The following is a 15,872-nucleotide window of genomic DNA, read 5'->3' on the forward strand; positions in this document are numbered from 1 at the left end:
GGCAGCGCGCCGGACGGCGGCGCCTGCCGGGCGGAGTCCCTGGACGGCGGTGCCTGCCGCGCGGGCGGGGCAGGATCCCTGGACGGCGGTGCCTGCCGCGGGGGATCACCCGCAGACCGCGCGGGGTCGACGGGCGGCCGCGCGGGTTCACCTGCGGGCCGGGCGGGGTCCCTCGGCGGCGCCTGCCGGGCCGGGCCGGGCCGGGCCGACTGCGGTGCAGGTCCAGGCGGCGGCGCCTGAGGAGGCCTCCCGGCGGACGGCGGCGCATCGGGCGGCACCGCCCGTGACCGCCCCGCGGGCCGCGCCTGCGGCATCCCGCCGGACGGCGGCGCCTGCCGCCCCATCCCACCGCTCGGCGCGGGCCCGACCGGGCGCGGCGGCGGCGCCCCGTTCCGGCCCGCAGGCGGAACGCGCCGCGCCCCGTCGGGGCCGCGCAGCCCGGGCTCACCCCTGCTGACCTGCGGAACCTGCGGCGGCGGATCGTCACCGAACCGCTCGGTGGCACCCTCGGACATCCCCGCTCCCCCTTCCGGATCCACCCGAGGGCGGTGCAGCTGACGTTCCCATGGGGCGGTGGGGGCGCGGCGCACGCGGGCGCCGTCCGGCTCGTCCTCCGGGTGGGGCCGATGAGCGGTCGGATGTTCGTCGCTCATCCTGCCTCCTGCTGTGCTACTCGCGCACCGTGATTGTCCCTCACAGCGGCTCCCGGCGGCGGACGGCCCGGGCGAGGAACCTCCGGTAGCGGCTCACCTGGCGCTCGACCTCCGGATCGAAGGTCTCGTCGGCCGGGTCGGGCCTGCCCCGGAACCGGTGCCAGAGGCGGCGTCCGGCCAGCAGCAGGAGCAGCGTCGCCGCGCACGCGGTGATGATCGCCAGCGCCTGGCCGTAGGCGTTCGAACGCACCGACACCGAGGTCGCGTTACCCAGTGCGACACCGTCGGGAGTGGTGAGCGAGATCGGGATGACGAGATTGCGGCTGTCGTTCACCTCGGTCGGGATCTGGAAGGAGCGGGTGCCGTTCGGCGGCAGGATCTGTTCGCCGGTGTCGTCGATGGCGGCTTCCGGCGGCGCCTCGATGCGGAACTTGACCCGGATCGCCACCGGCAGCTCGTTCCGCGCCACCAGCAGCAGCGGGCTCTGCTCGGAGGCGAGGGTGTAGACGCCGCCGGGCGGGAGCACGGTGACCGAGCCGTAGATCCGGTCCATGGTGCTTCCGGTGCGGTCCAGCCTGCGCTGGGCGTAGACGTCGGGCTGGGCGGTGCCGCCCGCGCGCCGGTCGGAGAGGGTGAGCGCGCGGATCAGGTCGTCGCGCAGCGGGGTCACGTACTCGGTCGGGGTGAGCTCCAGCTCCGGCACCTCGACCAGCGCGCGGGAGAGCGCGGTGATCCGGGCGCCCTGGTCGCGGATCGGCGCGACGAAGCTTTCGGGGACCCCGTCCGCGACGGCGCGCGGCAGGTGGTCCGGCTCGTACGGGCGCGGGTCGGCGGGCTGAGCGAGCAAGTCGGGCAGCGTCCGCGCGGTGGCCATGCCGCTGGTCAGCAGCGCGTCCACCTGGCGGAGCAGCGTGATGGCCTCCTCCCGGTTGGCGCCCCACTGCTGCGGCGGGACGAGCAGCTGCCCGCGCGGGCGGTCCGGGCGGGGGTTGAGCGCGGTCCAGGTGAGCGCGCCGAGCGCGTCCTGCAGCCGGGCGGTCCTGGAGTCGTTGGTGACGTCGTAGCGCACCCGGGCCGGGGTGAACGACGGGGTCGGCGGGTTGGAGCCGACGGCGGCGAGCGCGGTGGCGGACCAGATGTCGTAGGTGACGGCGTGCAGCGCCGGGTCCGGCCTGGCGCCGGGGCCCTCCCCGGCCGGGGTCTCGGCCAGCGCGGCGACCGGGCCGGCGGGCACGATGTCCGGCATCCGCACCACCTCGGGGCGCGCGGGCTCGGCGGGCGTCGGCTCGGCCCCGGACGGGCCCTGGGTGAGGTCGTCGGCGCCGCTCGCGCCCGCCGTGCCCTGCTCGGCGACGGCGCTCTCGGCCAGCACGGCGGTGCGGATGTTCTGTTCCGTGAGCAGCCCGCCCGCGCTCGGGTCGATGCTGCCGGAGTCGGGGATGCCGACCCCGCGCAGCGAGCGCGCGCCGAGGATTCGGTCGACGATATCGGCGGGCTCGCGCACTGCCCGCGCGGTGAGCGCCGGGTCGTGCACGGCGGCCAGCGCGGTCAGGTCGGCCTGCGCGAAGGGCAGCGCGACGGTGCAGTTCGCGGCGGCCACTACGCGCAACCGGTCCAGCCAGGCCTGCGCCTGGGCGGCGCCGCTGCCCGCCCTGGTCTGGCCGTCCGGGTCGGACGGGCTGGCGAGCACCCGGTAGCCGTCGGTCATGGCGGCGGCGGTGAGCAGCAGGTCGGGGTCGATGGCGAGGCAGATGCCATCGGCCAGGGTGCGGTTCCTGGCGCCGTCCACACCGATCTCGTTCTCCAGCGCGCCGAGCAGCTGGTCCAGCCTGCCGCCCTTGCCGAGCGAGGCGGCGAGCTCGTCATCGGTGAGCAGCACCTGGCCGGGATCCTCGGCGGGCTCGGTCGGCACCCAGCGCGGGCGGTCGGCGAGCGGCCAGAGCACGGTGGTGGCGACCGGCGGCGCGGGGGCGGCGGGCACCGCGGGCTCGCTCCCGCCCGCGGGCGGGACGCCGAGGACCGGAAGCAGGAAGCGGGCGTCGTCCAGCCGGGCCTGGGTGCCGTAGGCGGGTTCGCCGTTCACATTGAGCAGCAGCGGGTAGACGCCGGGTTCGGTGATCTCCAGTGCGCCCTCGGAGCCGTCGGTCGCGCCGCGGATCGCGACGGTCAGGATGAACTGCCTGCGCTGCCCGGGGCTGAGCCGCTCGGCGACATCCTGGAACGGCCCGACGACCTCGTAGTTCACCTGGTCCAGCCGCAGGCTGCTGCGCACCCCGCCCGGCTCGGTGATCGCGGGCGCGCGCTGGATCCGGACGCTGATGTCGTCGACCACCCGGTCGCCGATATTGGTGACGGTCCCGGTCACGGTGACCACCGGGTCGCTGGCGGTGGTCACCGCGGTCGGCGTCACCGAATCCAGCGAGAGCTTGAGGAACTTCGGCGCCCCGATCTGCTGGTCGGCATCGCCCGCGACGTTGGGCTGGGCCGCTGCCTGACCCGTCAGCGGGGCCACCACCAGAATCGAACCGAGGATGGTCAGGATCGCCGCGGCGACCCGGAACAGCCCGCGTGTCATCGCTTACCGGTCTCCATCCGGTCGATCAGCCGGTTGGCCACCTCGGCGAGCCGCCGTTCGTCGGCGTAGGCGAGCCGGGAGTTCAGTTCGGTCAGCGGCACCCAGGCGACCTGGGTGACCTCGACGTCGGCGTCGGACAGCTCGCCGCCGACCGAACGCAACAGGAAATGATGCACGGTCTTGTGTACCCGCCTGCCCTCGGTCACGAACCAGTAGTCGATGCTGCCGAGTTCGGCCACCACGAGTCCGTTGATGCCGGTTTCCTCGGCGACCTCGCGGATCGCGGTCTGTTCGGCGGTCTCCCCTTCTTCGATGTGTCCCTTCGGCAGCGACCAGAGCAACCGCCCGCGCCGGTCGGTGCGCCCGATGAGGGCGGCGCTGCGCCCTGCGGCGGGGCCGTCCAGCCCGTCCACGACGAGGCCACCCGCCGAAGTCTCCCGGACCGTGCGCAGCCGGGGCCGGGACCCGTCGGCGGCCGAACCGCGGCGCCGCGGTTGGCGGCGTCTGCTGTTCGCGCGATCGGCCTGGGACACCCGGTAATCCTACTGTGCGCCGGTCCGGTCGCCGCGTGACGGCGGGGGTGCGCGCGAAAAATCTCGCTCGACGCTGCTCGGTAAGCTGCTGACTCGTGGTTTCTCCGACGTCCGACAGCCCGCCCGCCGCCGCCGGGGCCGACCGGGAACGCCGAGCCAGGCTGCTCGCCGCCGCCGCGGTGACGCTCGGCGGGCTCAGCCCGGTGCTCACCCCGCTCGGCGAGCTCTTCGCGGCCGGCGGGCACCGGCTCTACCTGGTCGGCGGCAGTGTGCGGGACGCGGTGCTCGGCAGGCTCGGCACCGATCTGGACTTCACCACCGACGCCCGCCCGGAGCGGGTGCAGGAGCTGCTGCGCGGCTGGGCCGACCACCTGTGGGACACCGGGGGCCTGGCCTTCGGCACCGTGAGCGCCGCCAAGGGCGACCAGCAGCTGGAGATCACCACCTTCCGCAGCGACAGCTACGACCGGGTCTCGCGCAACCCCGAGGTCACCTTCGGCGACACCCTCGAGGGCGACCTGGTGCGCCGCGACTTCACGGTGAACGCCATGGCGGTGCGGATCGCGGGCGACGGCTCGATGGAGTTCGAGGACCCGCTGGACGGCATGGCCGCGCTGCTCGCCGGCGTGCTGGACACCCCGGCCGCGCCGGAGGACTCCTTCGACGACGACCCGCTGCGCATGCTGCGCGCCGCGCGCTTCGTCGCCCAGCTCGGCTTCGCGGTGGCGCCGCGGGTGCGCACCGCCATGACCGCCATGGCAGGCGAGATCGAGCGGATCACCGCCGAGCGGGTCCGGGCCGAGCTGGACAAGCTGATCTGCGGCGCGCACCCGATCGACGGCATCGACATCCTGTGCGAGACCGGGCTGGCCGAGCACGTACTGCCCGAGGTGCCCGCCATGAAGCTGGAGATCGACGAGCACCACCAGCACAAGGACGTCTACTGGCACTCGCTCACCGTGCTGCGCCAGGCCGTCGACCTGGAGGAGGGCGACCCGGACCCGGTGCTGCGCTGGGCCGCGCTGCTGCACGACATCGGCAAGCCGGATACCAAGCGCAACGAGCCGGGCGGCGGCGTCAGCTTCCACCACCACGAGGTGGTCGGCGCCAAGATGGTGCGCAGGCGGATGAAGGCGCTCAAATATCCCAAGCAGTTCACCGAGGAGGTCGCGCGCCTGGTCTACCTGCACCTGCGCTTCCACGGGTACGGCAAGGGGCAGTGGACCGACTCCGCGGTGCGGCGCTACGTGACCGATGCGGGCGACCTGCTCCCCCGGCTGCACAAGCTGGTCCGCGCCGACTGCACCACCAGGAACAAGCGCAGGGCGGCCGCGTTGCAGGCCACCTACGACGAGCTGGAGTCGCGAATCGCCGCGCTGCGGGCGCAGGAGGACCTGGCCAAGGTGCGGCCGGACCTGGACGGCAACGCCATCATGGAGCTGCTCGGCCTCGCCCCCGGCCCCGAGGTCGGCAGGGCGTGGCGCTTCCTCAAGGAGCTGCGGCTCGACCGCGGCCCGCTGGACCGGGACGAGGCCGAGGCCGCGCTCGTCGCCTGGTGGAAGGGGCAGAACGGCTGATCAGAAGAGGATCAGCGCCGTTCCGGTGACGATCGCCGAGCGCATCTGCGCGAGGTCGAAGGAGGCGCTCACCGATGCCACCTCGGCCCGGAAGCGCACCAGGTCGCCCTCGCGGGTGCCGTAGACCACGCGGGCGCCGAAGGGCAGCTCGGCCAGCGGCACCGTGGTGGTGCCGAGCATGCGGCGCGGGACCGGGATGCCGGACCAGCGCGCTCTGTGCACGTCGATGGTGAGCGCGCCCTCGCGGATCTCCGCGTCCACCCAGGCGGTGATCCGGCGGCGCCGGTGCGTGGCCCGGATCCGGCCGTCCGGCTCGGCCGCCAGCGCCCACTCCAGCTGCCTGGTGCCGAGCCACTCCAGCAGCGCGGCGAGGCGCACGGTGCCGTCCACGTCCACCCGGGCGGCGCGCACCCGGGTCGGCACGCCGGGGACCAGCCGGACGCCGTGCGCGATCACGGTGACGGTCTCGATCGGGTGCCCGTCCCAGCGCAGCCCGGCGAGCACCGTCTTGGTCCGGAAGTGCGCCCCCGCCCGGCGCACCCCGAGCACCTCGAGGGTGGCGTGCAGCTCGTGGCCGAGCACGGTGACATCGATGGCGCGGCCGCCGAAGCGGCTCAGGATGCCCTCGCTGAGCAGCGTCATCAGCACGTCGGGCAGGAGCGCGGTGACGGTGCCCGCGCCGAGGTCGGCGACCGGGTCGACCCAGGCCGTGGTCGCCGCGACCCACTGGGTGGCCCAGGACTGGTCCAGCAGTCTCTTGCCCACGTCCATGGCGCGCAGCGGCGACCAGAGCGGAAGCGCCGACCAGGATCTCGGATCGAAAGTGGCCATGACCGATCCGAGCCTAGCCGGGGAGCGTGAACGGGGGTATACCGCAGTGGCTTCGGGCACAGCGTCGATTCGGCGCGGCGCCGCGCCGCGGCTGCGATCCTGGACACTCCCCCGCCTGTCATCGAGGAGGAGCGCCATGACCGAGGATCCGGCATTCGACATCAGCCCGGCGGGCGAGACCGCGCTCCTGCTCACGCTCGCGCCGGGGGCCGATCCCATCGCCCTCGCCGAGCACCTGACCGTCCGCGCGGTGCCCGGCGTGCTCGAGCTCGTGCCCGCCGCCGAGACCGTGCTCGTCCTGGTGCGCTCCGCCGCGGCGCTGGAGCGGGTGGCCGCCGCGCTCACCCGGATCGCCGCCGAACCGGGAGCCCATGTTTCCCGTGAAACCGCCGGTTCCGCCGACCCGCTCGAGGTGCCGGTGCGCTACGACGGCGCCGATCTGGACGCCGTCGCCGCGCAGCTCGGGCTGACCACCGCCGAGGTGATCGCCGCGCACACGGGGGTGCTCTGGCAGTGCGCCTTCGTCGGGTTCGCGCCGGGGTTCGGGTACCTGCGCGCGCCGGACGGCAGGCTCGCCGTGCCGCGCCGGGACCGCCCGCGCACCGCCATCCCGGCCGGGGCGGTGGCGCTGGCGGGCGGGTACAGCGCCGTCTATCCGCGGGCGACGCCGGGCGGCTGGCAGCTCATCGGAAGTACCGACCTGGCGTTGTGGGATCTGCGCCGCGAGCCGCCCGCGCTCATCCACCCCGGGACCACGGTTCGCTTTGTCTCAACCCGCGGTGCAACGCGCGTTGCGGATGCGGAGCGACCCGCCACGACCGTGGTGACCGACCCCGCTGTGCTGGTCGAACGCGTCGGCCCGGCGGTCACGGTGCAGGATCTGGGGCGTCCCGGGTGGACCGATTCCGGGGTCGGGCGCTCCGGCGCGGCCGACCCGGCGGCGCTCGCGCTGGCCAATCGGCTGGTCGGGAATCCGGAGACCGCGGCGGCGCTGGAGGTGCTCGTCGGCGGGGTGGTGCTGCGCGCCCGCCGCCGGATCACCGTCGCGGTGACCGGGGCGCCGCTGCCCGCGACGGTGGACGGGGTGCCGGTGGGGCACGCGAGCGTGCTGACGCTGGCGGCGGGGTCGGTGCTCGCGCTCGGCGTCACCGCGGTGGGGTTGCGCGGGTACGTGGCGGTGCGCGGTGGCATCGAGGTGCCCGCGGTGCTCGGCTCGCGCAGCCGGGACACCCTGGCCGGGCTCGGGCCGCAGCCGGTCGCGGCAGGCGACGAGCTGCCCATCGGGCCGCCGCCGCGGGACTGGCCGATCGTGGACCAGGCCCCGGTGCCGCCGCTGCCCGAGGCGCCGGTTCCGGTGCGGGTGCGGCCGGGGCCGCGGGACGGCTGGTTCGCCGACCCGGCCGCGCTCTACGCGGGCGAGTGGCGGGTGACCAGCGAGGTGGACCGGGTCGGGGTGCGGCTGGAGCGCAGCCGCGGCCCCGCGCTGCGGCGCGCGATCACCGCCGAGCTACCCACCGAGGGGCTGCCGCTCGGCGCCATCCAGGTGCCGCCCGGCGGCGAGCCGGTGATCATGCTCGCCGACCACCCGGTGACCGGCGGCTACCCGGTGATCGGGGTTGTCGCCGCCGCCGATCTCGGCACCGTCGCGCAGCTGCGCCCGGGCACCGCCCTGCGCTTCCACCCGCTCAGCGCGGCTCGGTGAGCCGGGCGCGCATGAGGTAGACGTTGTAGCTGTCCCAGGCCGAGAGCAGGAAGTACAGGTCGTTCGCGGTGGACCAGGGGTGGATGAAGCCGCCGTAGGCCTTGGGGTAATCGGCGGTGGAGACCAGCGGCACCGGGTCGCTCCAGACGCCCTGCGGCTCCTGCGCGGTGCGCAGCACGATGGCGCCGGCCAGGGAATCCAGGTAGATCATCTGCCACTGGCCGGAGGCGGCGTCGTGGCGCACCGAGACCTCGCTGGCCATGCCGAGGAAGAGTGGCGTCGCCGCGTTCTCCGCAGCCGGGGCCCAGCTGCCGTTCACCCAGTACTGGTACGCGGACTTGTTCCGCACATCGGCCTTCGCCACCCGGGCCAGCCCCGCCACGCCGATCCGGCCGTTGGGGGTGCCGAACATGTAGACGTAGTCGTCGTGCGGCACCATCGCCGCCACCTGGAAGCGGCCGAGCCCGAAGAGGTTCTCCCACCGCGCGTGCTGATCCTTGGTCCAGGTGCGGCCGCCGTCGTCGGACCAGGCCAGCCCGCCGTGGTTGGTCCACCAGAGCCCCGGGATCCGGCTCCACCGGTTCACCGACATGTAGCTCAGGTACTGCCGGTCGCCGAGCGCGAAACCGGAGGTCGGGATGGTGGTGGTCTCCCAGTTCTTGATCTTGCGGCTGCCGAGCACCTCGGCGGCGTGGCACGGGCTGTCCTGCACCATGGTGTCGATGGTCATGCCATCGGCCAGGTCGCGGTCGGTGCTGAAACCGAGCACATTGCTGCGCCAGTCCTCGTCCACCGCGCCTGCGCCGCCCGGCCCCCAGCCCGCGCCGAAGGTGTCGCCGAAGACAACGGCCACCTCGCCCGGCTTGCTCTCGTAGACGAAGCCGAGGTCGGTGCCATCCACCGACCAGCGCATATCGGTGCGGTTCTCGGAGCCGGGGCCGGTCAGCTGCCGCACCAGCGAGACCTCACGCACCGAGCGCGCGGCCACCGGTGCCGCGACCGGACCCGGCTGCACCGGGTTCAGCACCGGCGGCGGGGCCGGCTGCGGCTCGGGGCCGGGGCCGCCGGGCACCGGGATCGGAATGGGCTCGATCTCCGGCTTGATCACCACCCGGGGCAGTTTGATCGGCTCGCCCGAGCCCGAGCCCGAGCCCGAGCCCGAGCCCGAGCCGGAGCCCGAGTCGCTCGAGCCCGAGCCCGAGCCCGAGCCGGAGCCCGAGTCGCTCGAGCCCGAGCCGGAGCCGGAGCCGGAGCCGGAGCCGCTCGAGCCTGAGCTGGAGCCGGAGCCGGAGCCGCTCGAGCCTGAGCTGGAGCCGCTGGTATCTGCGCTGCCGGAGCCGGAGCCGGAGTCCGGTTTCTGCTCCGGTGCGGCGCCGGGGTGCGGGTCGGGGTCGGTGCCGGTGGACGGCTCCTCCGGGCGCACCGAATCGCGGACGTCGGGGCACGGGTTGCGGCACGGGTCGGCGGGCAGCGGTGGCTGGTCGACGCGGGTGCCGTTCTGCGGCGGGTCGGGCAGCGGGACCGGGGTGAGCTCCGGCCAGATCACCGGGATCTCGATGGTCTCCGGGAGCTGGATCGGCGGCGGGGGCGGCGCGTTCGGGTCGGGGGCGCGAAGCAGCGGGTCGAACCCGGTCTCGCCGCAGCTGTTCACCGGCGGCGGCGCCCACGGGTGCGGCGCGGCCTGCGCGTTCGGCATGCCGAACGTCCCGGCCAGCACCAGCGCGGACATCAGCGGTACGCGCTTTCCGGCACGACCCATCTGCGGAGCACTCCTATCGTCGGGGGTGAGGCGAGGACGTGGTACGGCCGAGCAGCCACAACCTACCCGGAACCGGCGCCCGGCGCGCCGCGTCCAAGCCGGTATGAGCGAGATCGAGTACGTCTTCGGGACCGGCGACGGCGCGGTGCACGGCTGGTCGAGCCCCGCCGACCTGTCGCTCGGCGGTGCGCTCGACGCGGTGCGGCTGGATTTCGACGGTGACGGCCTGCTGGACGACGCGCTGTGGGATGCGGATCGCGACGGGGTCGCCGAGCTGGCGGCGCTCGATCTCACCGACGACGGTGTGCTCGACCACTTCTATACTGACCCCACCGGCCTCGGCACCTGGAATCACCTGGTCACCGGGGTGCCGGAGGATGCCGAGGCGGAGCCGCTCGGCTGGACCGTCCGGGTCGGGCCCGCGGGTGCCGCCGCCGAGGTGCCGCGGCCGGATATCGGGCGGCCGGATATCGCCTGGCCGGAGCGCCCGCACGCACTGCCGCAGCCGGGTGCCGAGCTGCCGCCGCCCGCGCACCGCCCGCTGCCCGAACTCCGGGGTTCGATCCCGGCACCACCCTGACCCGCGGCCTCTCGCCATCATTGGCGCGGCTCCGGCCCGCGGCTTCTCGCCGCCGGTCGGCGACCTACCCGCAGGGCACCCGCACCTCGGCCCGCGCGCGGCGGCCGACGAGCAGGACGGCGGCGATCCCGGCCAGGTAGCAGCCCGCACCCACCAGCACGACCGGGAGCGAACGACCGTCGGCGGGCACCACGACGGCGGTCGCGGCCAGCGCCAGCACGAAGGTGATGTTGAAGACGGTGTCCTGCAGGGCGAAGACCTGCCCGCGGTGCGTGTCGTCGATATCCAGCTGCATGGTGGCGTCGCCGGTCAGCTTGATGGTCTGCCCGGCCAGCCCGAGCAGGAAGGCGCCGGCCAGCAGCAGGTACTGGGCGCGTTGCGCGGCTGGACCCGCGTCGGCGACCGCGATCGGCGTCACCAGGGTCAGCTGCACCGCGGTGGCGAGCACCAGCCCGGCCAGCACCGTGCGCGGGCGGCCGAGCCGGGGAATCAGCAGCGGGGTGAGCACGGCGGCGAGCAGCATGCCCGCGGCGGTCACGCCGATCGCCACCCCGAAGCCGAGCAGCCCGGCGCCGACGCCCGCCGCCGCCGAGTCGGGGCGGCGCAGCACCAGCACCATGACCAGGGTATTGATCCCGAAGACGACGCGGTGCGCGCCGATCCCGGCCATGGCGGTGGTGACCTCCGCCGAGCGCCACACCGCCACCGCGCCGGTGCGCAGCCCCGCCGCGACGGCGCGCGCCGTCGCCGCGAGATCGGCGGGTTGGCCGGTCCGCGGCCCGGCGCCCGGCCCCCGGTGGGCGCCGAGCCCGGTATCGGCACCCGGCCCCAGCCGCCCCGGCGGGAACCCGGCGACCAGCAGCGCACCGAGCAGCGGCCCGCTCCCGGCCACCGCGACCGCGAGCGCCGACGCGGTGTCACCCGCCCCGACCATGCCGATGACCGCGACCGCCACCGCGGCGCCGCCCGCCGCGCACCCGGACGCCACCGTGGCGAGCACCGAGTTCGTCGGCACCAGCAGCCGCGCCGGTAGCACCAGCGGCAGCGCCGCGGAGACCCCGGCGGAGACGAACCGGCTGATCCCGACCACCGCCAGCGCACCGATCAGCAGCAGCTCCGAGGAGGCCCCGCCGAGCAGGCTCAGGCTGACCGCGACAATGAGCAGCAGCCGCAGCAGGCTCGCGCCGAGCAGTACCCGGCGCCGGTCAAGGCGGTCCAGCAACGCCCCTGCGTACGGCCCGATCAGCGAGTACGGCAGCAGCAGCACCGCGAAACCGGCGGCGATGGCCGCCGGATCGGTCTCCCGCTCCGGGTTGAAGAGAATGGCGCCGGAGAGCGCGGCCTGGAACACCCCGTCGCCGAACTGCGCGGCGAACCGGACCAGGGCCAGCCGCAGCGCGGCGGGGTAGGCGCGGATCGCGCCCGCACCCGAATCCCACCGCTCCCGCACACCGGTCACGGGGCGAGGCTACCGGTCACGAGGCCCTCGGCTGCTCGACGAGGGCCCGCACCGCCTCCCGCACGTCCGCCGCCATCGGCAGCCCGGAGAGCGATTCCGCGTCGATCCAGGCGTGGTCGTCGTGTTCGCCCGGTGCCAGCGAGACCTCCCCCGGCTCGGTTTCCACCAGGAATCCGAATTTCCGCACGCGGGCCCGGCGCCGGGTCGCGTAGTCGGTGGCGCCGAGGTATTCGGTGATCCGGCGCAGCCGCAGCCCGGATTCCTCCAGCAGTTCCCTGGCTACCGATTCCGCGAATGTCTCGCCGGATTCCACCCCGCCACCCGGCAACTCGTACAAACCGCCCCGATAGTCACCGGGCACCCGGCGGACCACCAGCAGTTTGCGTTCGCGGAACACCGCCACGCCGACCACGAAATCCGAAATTCCGTCACGCGCGGCGACACTCCGGAGTTCGCGCTCCAGCCGTTCGAGCCCTTCGGGTCGCATCACCCGCCACCTCCGCTCACGTTGTGCCGCTCGGCATCCCGCCCTCCGCCCAGCCGTTCCCCCGCACCGGTTCGTCCACTTTGCCGTATACCGATGGCAGCGAGCGAATCGCGCCCGCTTCGTCACGGTCCGTTCATGTGGCGGTCGTCCGCGTAAAGTCCGAGGCGCCGGACTTTTCACGAGGAATTCGGGGAACCGCGACCAGGGGTGCTCCTAGCCTGAAGAAAGACCGAGAGGAGGGCGGGTGTCCACGCTCACCACACCGCACATCGACATCCATCGGGCCAGCGATCGAATGAAGACCCGAATCGCCTGGCTGGATTCCAAGCATTCCTTCTCCTTCGGCCCGCACTACGACCCGGAGAACACGCACCACGGGCTGCTGCTGGTGAACAATGACGATGTGGTCGCGCCCGGCCAGGGTTTCGAGACGCACCCGCACCGGGACATGGAGATCGTCACCTGGGTGCTGGAGGGCAGCCTGGTGCACCAGGACTCGCTCGGCCACAGCGGCGTCGTCTACCCGGGGCTGGCCCAGCGCATGAGCGCGGGCACCGGCATCCTGCACTCGGAGAAGAACGATTCCTGGCGCGCCGACCCGCACTTCTCCGCGCACGACGAGCCGGTGCACTTCGTGCAGATGTGGGTGGTGCCGGACGAGCCCGGGCTGACCCCCGGCTACCAGCAGCGCGAGATCGACGACGAGCTCGCGCGCGGCGGGCTGATCACGGTGGCCTCCGGCATGCCGCGGCACCGCGAGCACGCCGCCATCACGCTGAACAGCTCGCACGCCGCGCTGCACGTGGCCCGGCTGGCGCCGGAGCAGACGGTGCAGCTGCCGAACGCGCTCTACCTGCACGTCTTCGTGGCGCGCGGCGAGGTCACGATGGAGGGCGCGGGCCCGCTGGACGAGGGCGACGCGGTGCGCGCCACCCGCACCGGCGGCCAGCGGATCACCGCGCTGCGCCCGTCCGAGGTGCTGATCTGGGAGATGCACGCGCGGCTCGGCGCGGGCTGAACCTCGCCGACCGGACATCCTGCCCTGGGATCATTAACATCCCATCCCTACCGGTGCGATCCATTCGGCGAGCGCATGCCGCACCGCACCGGTCCGGCGCACGGCACCCGAACCGAGAGGACAGCCATGTCGCACTACCCGCCCCCGGGCCAGTACCCGCCGTCCGGGCAGTACCCCCCGCCGCCCGGACAGCCCGGCTACTGGCAGGAGTCGCCCAAGGGCAAGGGCCTCGCGATCACCGCCCTCGTCCTCGGCATCATCGCGCTGCTCAGCTGCTGGACCCTGGTCGGCGGCATCCTGTTCGGCGTCTTCGCCATCATCTTCGGGCTGATCGCCGGGATCAAGGCGCGGGCGGGCACCGCGGGTGGCGGCGGCATGGCCGTCGCGGGCGCGCTGCTCGGCCTGGCCGGCATCGTGATCAGCGTGGTGATCGGGCTGTTCTTCTGGAACATCTTCGAGGACGCCGGCTTCACCGACTTCGTCGACTGCGTCAGCAACGCGGGCAACGACCAGGCCGAGATCCAGCGGTGCGAGGACGAGTTCAACCAGAACGTCCAGGACCGGTTCAGCATCACCCTCACCCCCGGCCCCACCAACTGACCCGGCCACGGAAGGGCGGGTGCGTCGGCATACTGGATTCGTGACCTCCGATGAACTCACCCGTCCTTCCGGTATCGATCTCAGCTACCTCGACGAGGGCGTGCGAGCGCAGGACGACCTGTTCACGCACGTCAACGGCAAGTGGCTGGCCGACTACGAGATCCCGGCGGACCGCGCCGTCGACGGCGCCTTCCGCACCCTGTACGACCAGGCCGAGCGGGACGTCAAGGCGATCATCCTGGAGGCCGCGGATTCCGCCGCGCCCGTCGGCAGCGACGCCCGCCGGATCGGCGACCTCTACCGCAGCTTCATGGACGAGGCCGCGATCGCCGCGGCAGGCGCCCAGCCCATCGCCGACGAGCTCGCCGCGGTGGCCGCGGTCACCGATCGCTCCGCCTTCGCCGCCCTCCTCGGCCGGCTGCAGCGCACCGGGGTGCGCGGCGCGGTCGGCGTCTACGTCGACACCGACGACAAGGATTCCTCCCGCTACCTGGTGTACCTGACCCAGTCCGGGATCGGCCTCCCCGACGAGTCGTACTACCGCGCCGAGGAGTACGCGGGCATTCGCGAGGAGTACGTCGCGCACATCGGCCGGATCTTCGCGGTCGCCGCCGCCGACGAGCGGGTGCGCCCGCTGCTCCCCGCCGACCTGGAGGGCATCGGCGCCCGCATCCTGGAGCTGGAGCGCACCCTCGCCGCCGGCCACTGGGACGTGGTGCGCCGCCGCGACGCCAAGGCGAGCTACAACCCCACCACCCTGGCCGCGCTCACCGCCGAGCACCCCGGCTTCGACTGGGCCGCCTGGATCGGCGAACTCGCCGCCGGGCTGGACCGCCCCGGCTCCGAGATCTTCGCCGAGCTGGTGGTGCGCCAGCCCGATTACCTCGGCGTCTTCGCCGCCGCCTGGGCCGAGCGCCCGCTCGCGGACTGGCAGGCGTGGGCCGCCTGGCAGGTGCTGCGGGCCCGCGCCGCCTACCTCACCGACGAGCTGGTCGCCGAGAACTTCGCCTTCTACGGCCGCACCCTGACCGGCGCCACCGAGAACCGGGAGCGCTGGAAGCGCGGCGTCGCGCTGGTGCAGGAGTTGCTCGGCGAGGCGGTCGGCAAGCTCTACGTGGCCAGGCACTTCCCGCCGGAGGCGAAGGACCGGATGCTGGTGCTGGTCGGCAACCTGCAGGAGGCGTACCGGCGCAATATCGCCGAGCTGCCCTGGATGAGCCCGGAGACCAGGACCGCGGCGCTGGCCAAGCTGGAGAAGTTCACCCCCAAGATCGGCTACCCGGACAGCTGGCGGGACTACTCGGCCATCGTGATCGACCCGGCCGACCCGGTCGGCAACTACCGCCGCGGCTACGCCGCCGAGTTCGACCGCGATCTCGGCAAGCTGGGCGGCCCGGTGGATCGCGGTGAGTGGTTCATGACCCCGCAGACGGTGAACGCCTACTACAACCCCGGCATGAACGAGATCGTCTTCCCGGCCGCCATCCTGCAGCCGCCCTTCTTCGACATGCACGCCGACGACGCCGCCAACTACGGCGGCATCGGCGCGGTGATCGGCCACGAGATCGGGCACGGCTTCGACGACCAGGGCGCCGAGTACGACGGCGACGGCAATCTGGTCGATTGGTGGAGCGATGCCGACCGCGCCGAGTTCGGCACCCGCACGAAGGCGCTGATCGCCCAGTACGACGTGCTCTCCCCGCGGGCCCTGCCGGACGAGCACACGGTGAACGGCGAGTTCACCATCGGCGAGAACATCGGCGACCTCGGGGGGCTCTCGATCGCGCTGGCGGCTTACCGGATCTCGCTGGACGGCGCCGAGCCGCCGGTGCTCGACGGCCTCACCGGGCTGCAGCGAGTCTTCTACGGCTGGGCGCAGGTGTGGCGCACCAAGGCGCGGCCGGAGGAGGCGATCCGCAGGCTCGCGGTGGATCCGCACTCCCCGCCGGAGTTCCGCTGCAATGCCGTGGTCCGCAATATCGACAGCTTCCACGAGGCATTCGAGGTGCGGCCGGGCGACGGGCTCTACCTGGAGCCCGCGGAGCGCGTGCAGATCTGGTGAAACGACGAACGCCCCCGGTCGCGGAGACCGGGGGCG

General features: G+C 73.7%; 12 protein-coding genes. 6 read left to right on the forward strand and 6 right to left on the reverse strand.

The features are described 5' to 3' along the window. Positions 1-693: 693 nt before the first annotated feature. Positions 694-3,228, reverse strand: a complete 2,535-nt coding sequence (locus NH2_RS05055) for a DUF6049 family protein (RefSeq protein ID WP_067648795.1) — start codon at positions 3,226-3,228, stop codon at positions 694-696. After that, on the reverse strand, positions 3,225-3,761 hold the full coding sequence (locus NH2_RS05060; RefSeq protein WP_084505222.1) for an NUDIX hydrolase: 537 nt from the start codon (positions 3,759-3,761) through the stop codon (positions 3,225-3,227). Before NH2_RS05060 ends, NH2_RS05055 begins: the two co-directional genes overlap by 4 nt. Before the next feature lie 95 nt (positions 3,762-3,856). On the opposite strand from NH2_RS05060, the gene NH2_RS05065 reads away from it, so the two are divergent. Next, a complete protein-coding gene (locus NH2_RS05065) occupies positions 3,857-5,338 on the forward strand; it encodes a CCA tRNA nucleotidyltransferase (RefSeq protein WP_067648798.1) in 1,482 nt (493 codons plus the stop codon). On the opposite strand, the gene NH2_RS05070 is transcribed toward NH2_RS05065, so the two are convergent. After that, on the reverse strand, positions 5,339-6,169 hold the full coding sequence (locus NH2_RS05070) for a hypothetical protein (RefSeq protein ID WP_067648801.1): 831 nt from the start codon (positions 6,167-6,169) through the stop codon (positions 5,339-5,341). A 136-nt stretch (positions 6,170-6,305) separates the two neighbouring features. On the opposite strand from NH2_RS05070, the gene NH2_RS05075 reads away from it, so the two are divergent. Further along, positions 6,306-7,871, forward strand: coding sequence for a 5-oxoprolinase subunit B/C family protein (locus NH2_RS05075; RefSeq protein WP_067648804.1), 1,566 nt, complete (start codon positions 6,306-6,308; stop codon positions 7,869-7,871). Here NH2_RS05075 and NH2_RS05080 read toward each other — a convergent pair. Next, positions 7,855-9,630 carry a glycoside hydrolase family 183 protein gene (locus NH2_RS05080; protein ID WP_067648807.1) on the reverse strand — a complete coding sequence of 592 codons (1,776 nt, stop codon included), beginning with the start codon at positions 9,628-9,630 and terminating at the stop codon, positions 7,855-7,857. The two genes, NH2_RS05075 and NH2_RS05080, sit on opposite strands and share 17 nt — an antisense overlap. A 103-nt stretch (positions 9,631-9,733) precedes the next feature. Between NH2_RS05080 and NH2_RS05085 the strand changes: the two genes are divergently transcribed. After that, entirely contained in the window at positions 9,734-10,210 is a 477-nt protein-coding gene (locus tag NH2_RS05085) for a hypothetical protein (protein ID WP_067648810.1), read from the forward strand. 64 nt (positions 10,211-10,274) lie between these two features. Here the strand turns inward: NH2_RS05085 and NH2_RS05090 are convergent, their stop codons facing one another. Continuing rightward, entirely contained in the window at positions 10,275-11,669 is a 1,395-nt protein-coding gene (locus NH2_RS05090) for an MFS transporter (protein WP_067648813.1), read from the reverse strand. A 16-nt stretch (positions 11,670-11,685) separates the two neighbouring features. Next, the gene (locus tag NH2_RS05095; protein ID WP_067648816.1) at positions 11,686-12,156 is read right to left on the reverse strand and encodes an NUDIX domain-containing protein; all 471 of its coding nucleotides are present in this window, start codon (positions 12,154-12,156) and stop codon (positions 11,686-11,688) included. A gap of 244 nt (positions 12,157-12,400) precedes the next feature. On the opposite strand from NH2_RS05095, the gene NH2_RS05100 reads away from it, so the two are divergent. The 3 genes from NH2_RS05100 to NH2_RS05110 all read left to right on the forward strand — a co-directional run bounded on the left by NH2_RS05100 (position 12,401) and on the right by NH2_RS05110 (position 15,836). Continuing rightward, positions 12,401-13,174 (forward strand): pirin family protein, encoded by a 774-nt coding sequence (locus NH2_RS05100; protein ID WP_174552799.1) that lies wholly within the window; start codon positions 12,401-12,403, stop codon positions 13,172-13,174. A gap of 126 nt (positions 13,175-13,300) precedes the next feature. Continuing rightward, positions 13,301-13,774: a hypothetical protein gene (locus tag NH2_RS05105; protein WP_067648819.1), complete on the forward strand. Its 474-nt coding sequence runs from the start codon at positions 13,301-13,303 to the stop codon at positions 13,772-13,774. A 40-nt stretch (positions 13,775-13,814) separates the two neighbouring features. Then, positions 13,815-15,836 (forward strand): M13 family metallopeptidase, encoded by a 2,022-nt coding sequence (locus NH2_RS05110; protein ID WP_067648822.1) that lies wholly within the window; start codon positions 13,815-13,817, stop codon positions 15,834-15,836. The last annotated feature ends 36 nt before the right edge of the window (positions 15,837-15,872 follow it).

The sequence above is a fragment of the Nocardia harenae NBRC 108248 genome (genome assembly GCF_001612885.1).
GTDB classification, from domain to species: domain Bacteria; phylum Actinomycetota; class Actinomycetes; order Mycobacteriales; family Mycobacteriaceae; genus Nocardia; species Nocardia harenae.

Excerpts from the sequence above, each read along its gene's own strand:
- NH2_RS05070 (WP_067648801.1), bottom strand. The coding sequence starts at position 6,169 with ATGGCCACTTTCGATCCGAGATCCTGGTCGGCGCTTCCGCTCTGGTCG.
- NH2_RS05095 (WP_067648816.1), bottom strand. The coding sequence starts at position 12,156 with ATGCGACCCGAAGGGCTCGAACGGCTGGAGCGCGAACTCCGGAGTGTC.
- NH2_RS05055 (WP_067648795.1), bottom strand. The coding sequence starts at position 3,228 with ATGACACGCGGGCTGTTCCGGGTCGCCGCGGCGATCCTGACCATCCTC.
- NH2_RS05075 (WP_067648804.1), top strand. The coding sequence starts at position 6,306 with ATGACCGAGGATCCGGCATTCGACATCAGCCCGGCGGGCGAGACCGCG.
- NH2_RS05080 (WP_067648807.1), bottom strand. The coding sequence starts at position 9,630 with ATGGGTCGTGCCGGAAAGCGCGTACCGCTGATGTCCGCGCTGGTGCTG.
- NH2_RS05085 (WP_067648810.1), top strand. The coding sequence starts at position 9,734 with ATGAGCGAGATCGAGTACGTCTTCGGGACCGGCGACGGCGCGGTGCAC.
- NH2_RS05105 (WP_067648819.1), top strand. The coding sequence starts at position 13,301 with ATGTCGCACTACCCGCCCCCGGGCCAGTACCCGCCGTCCGGGCAGTAC.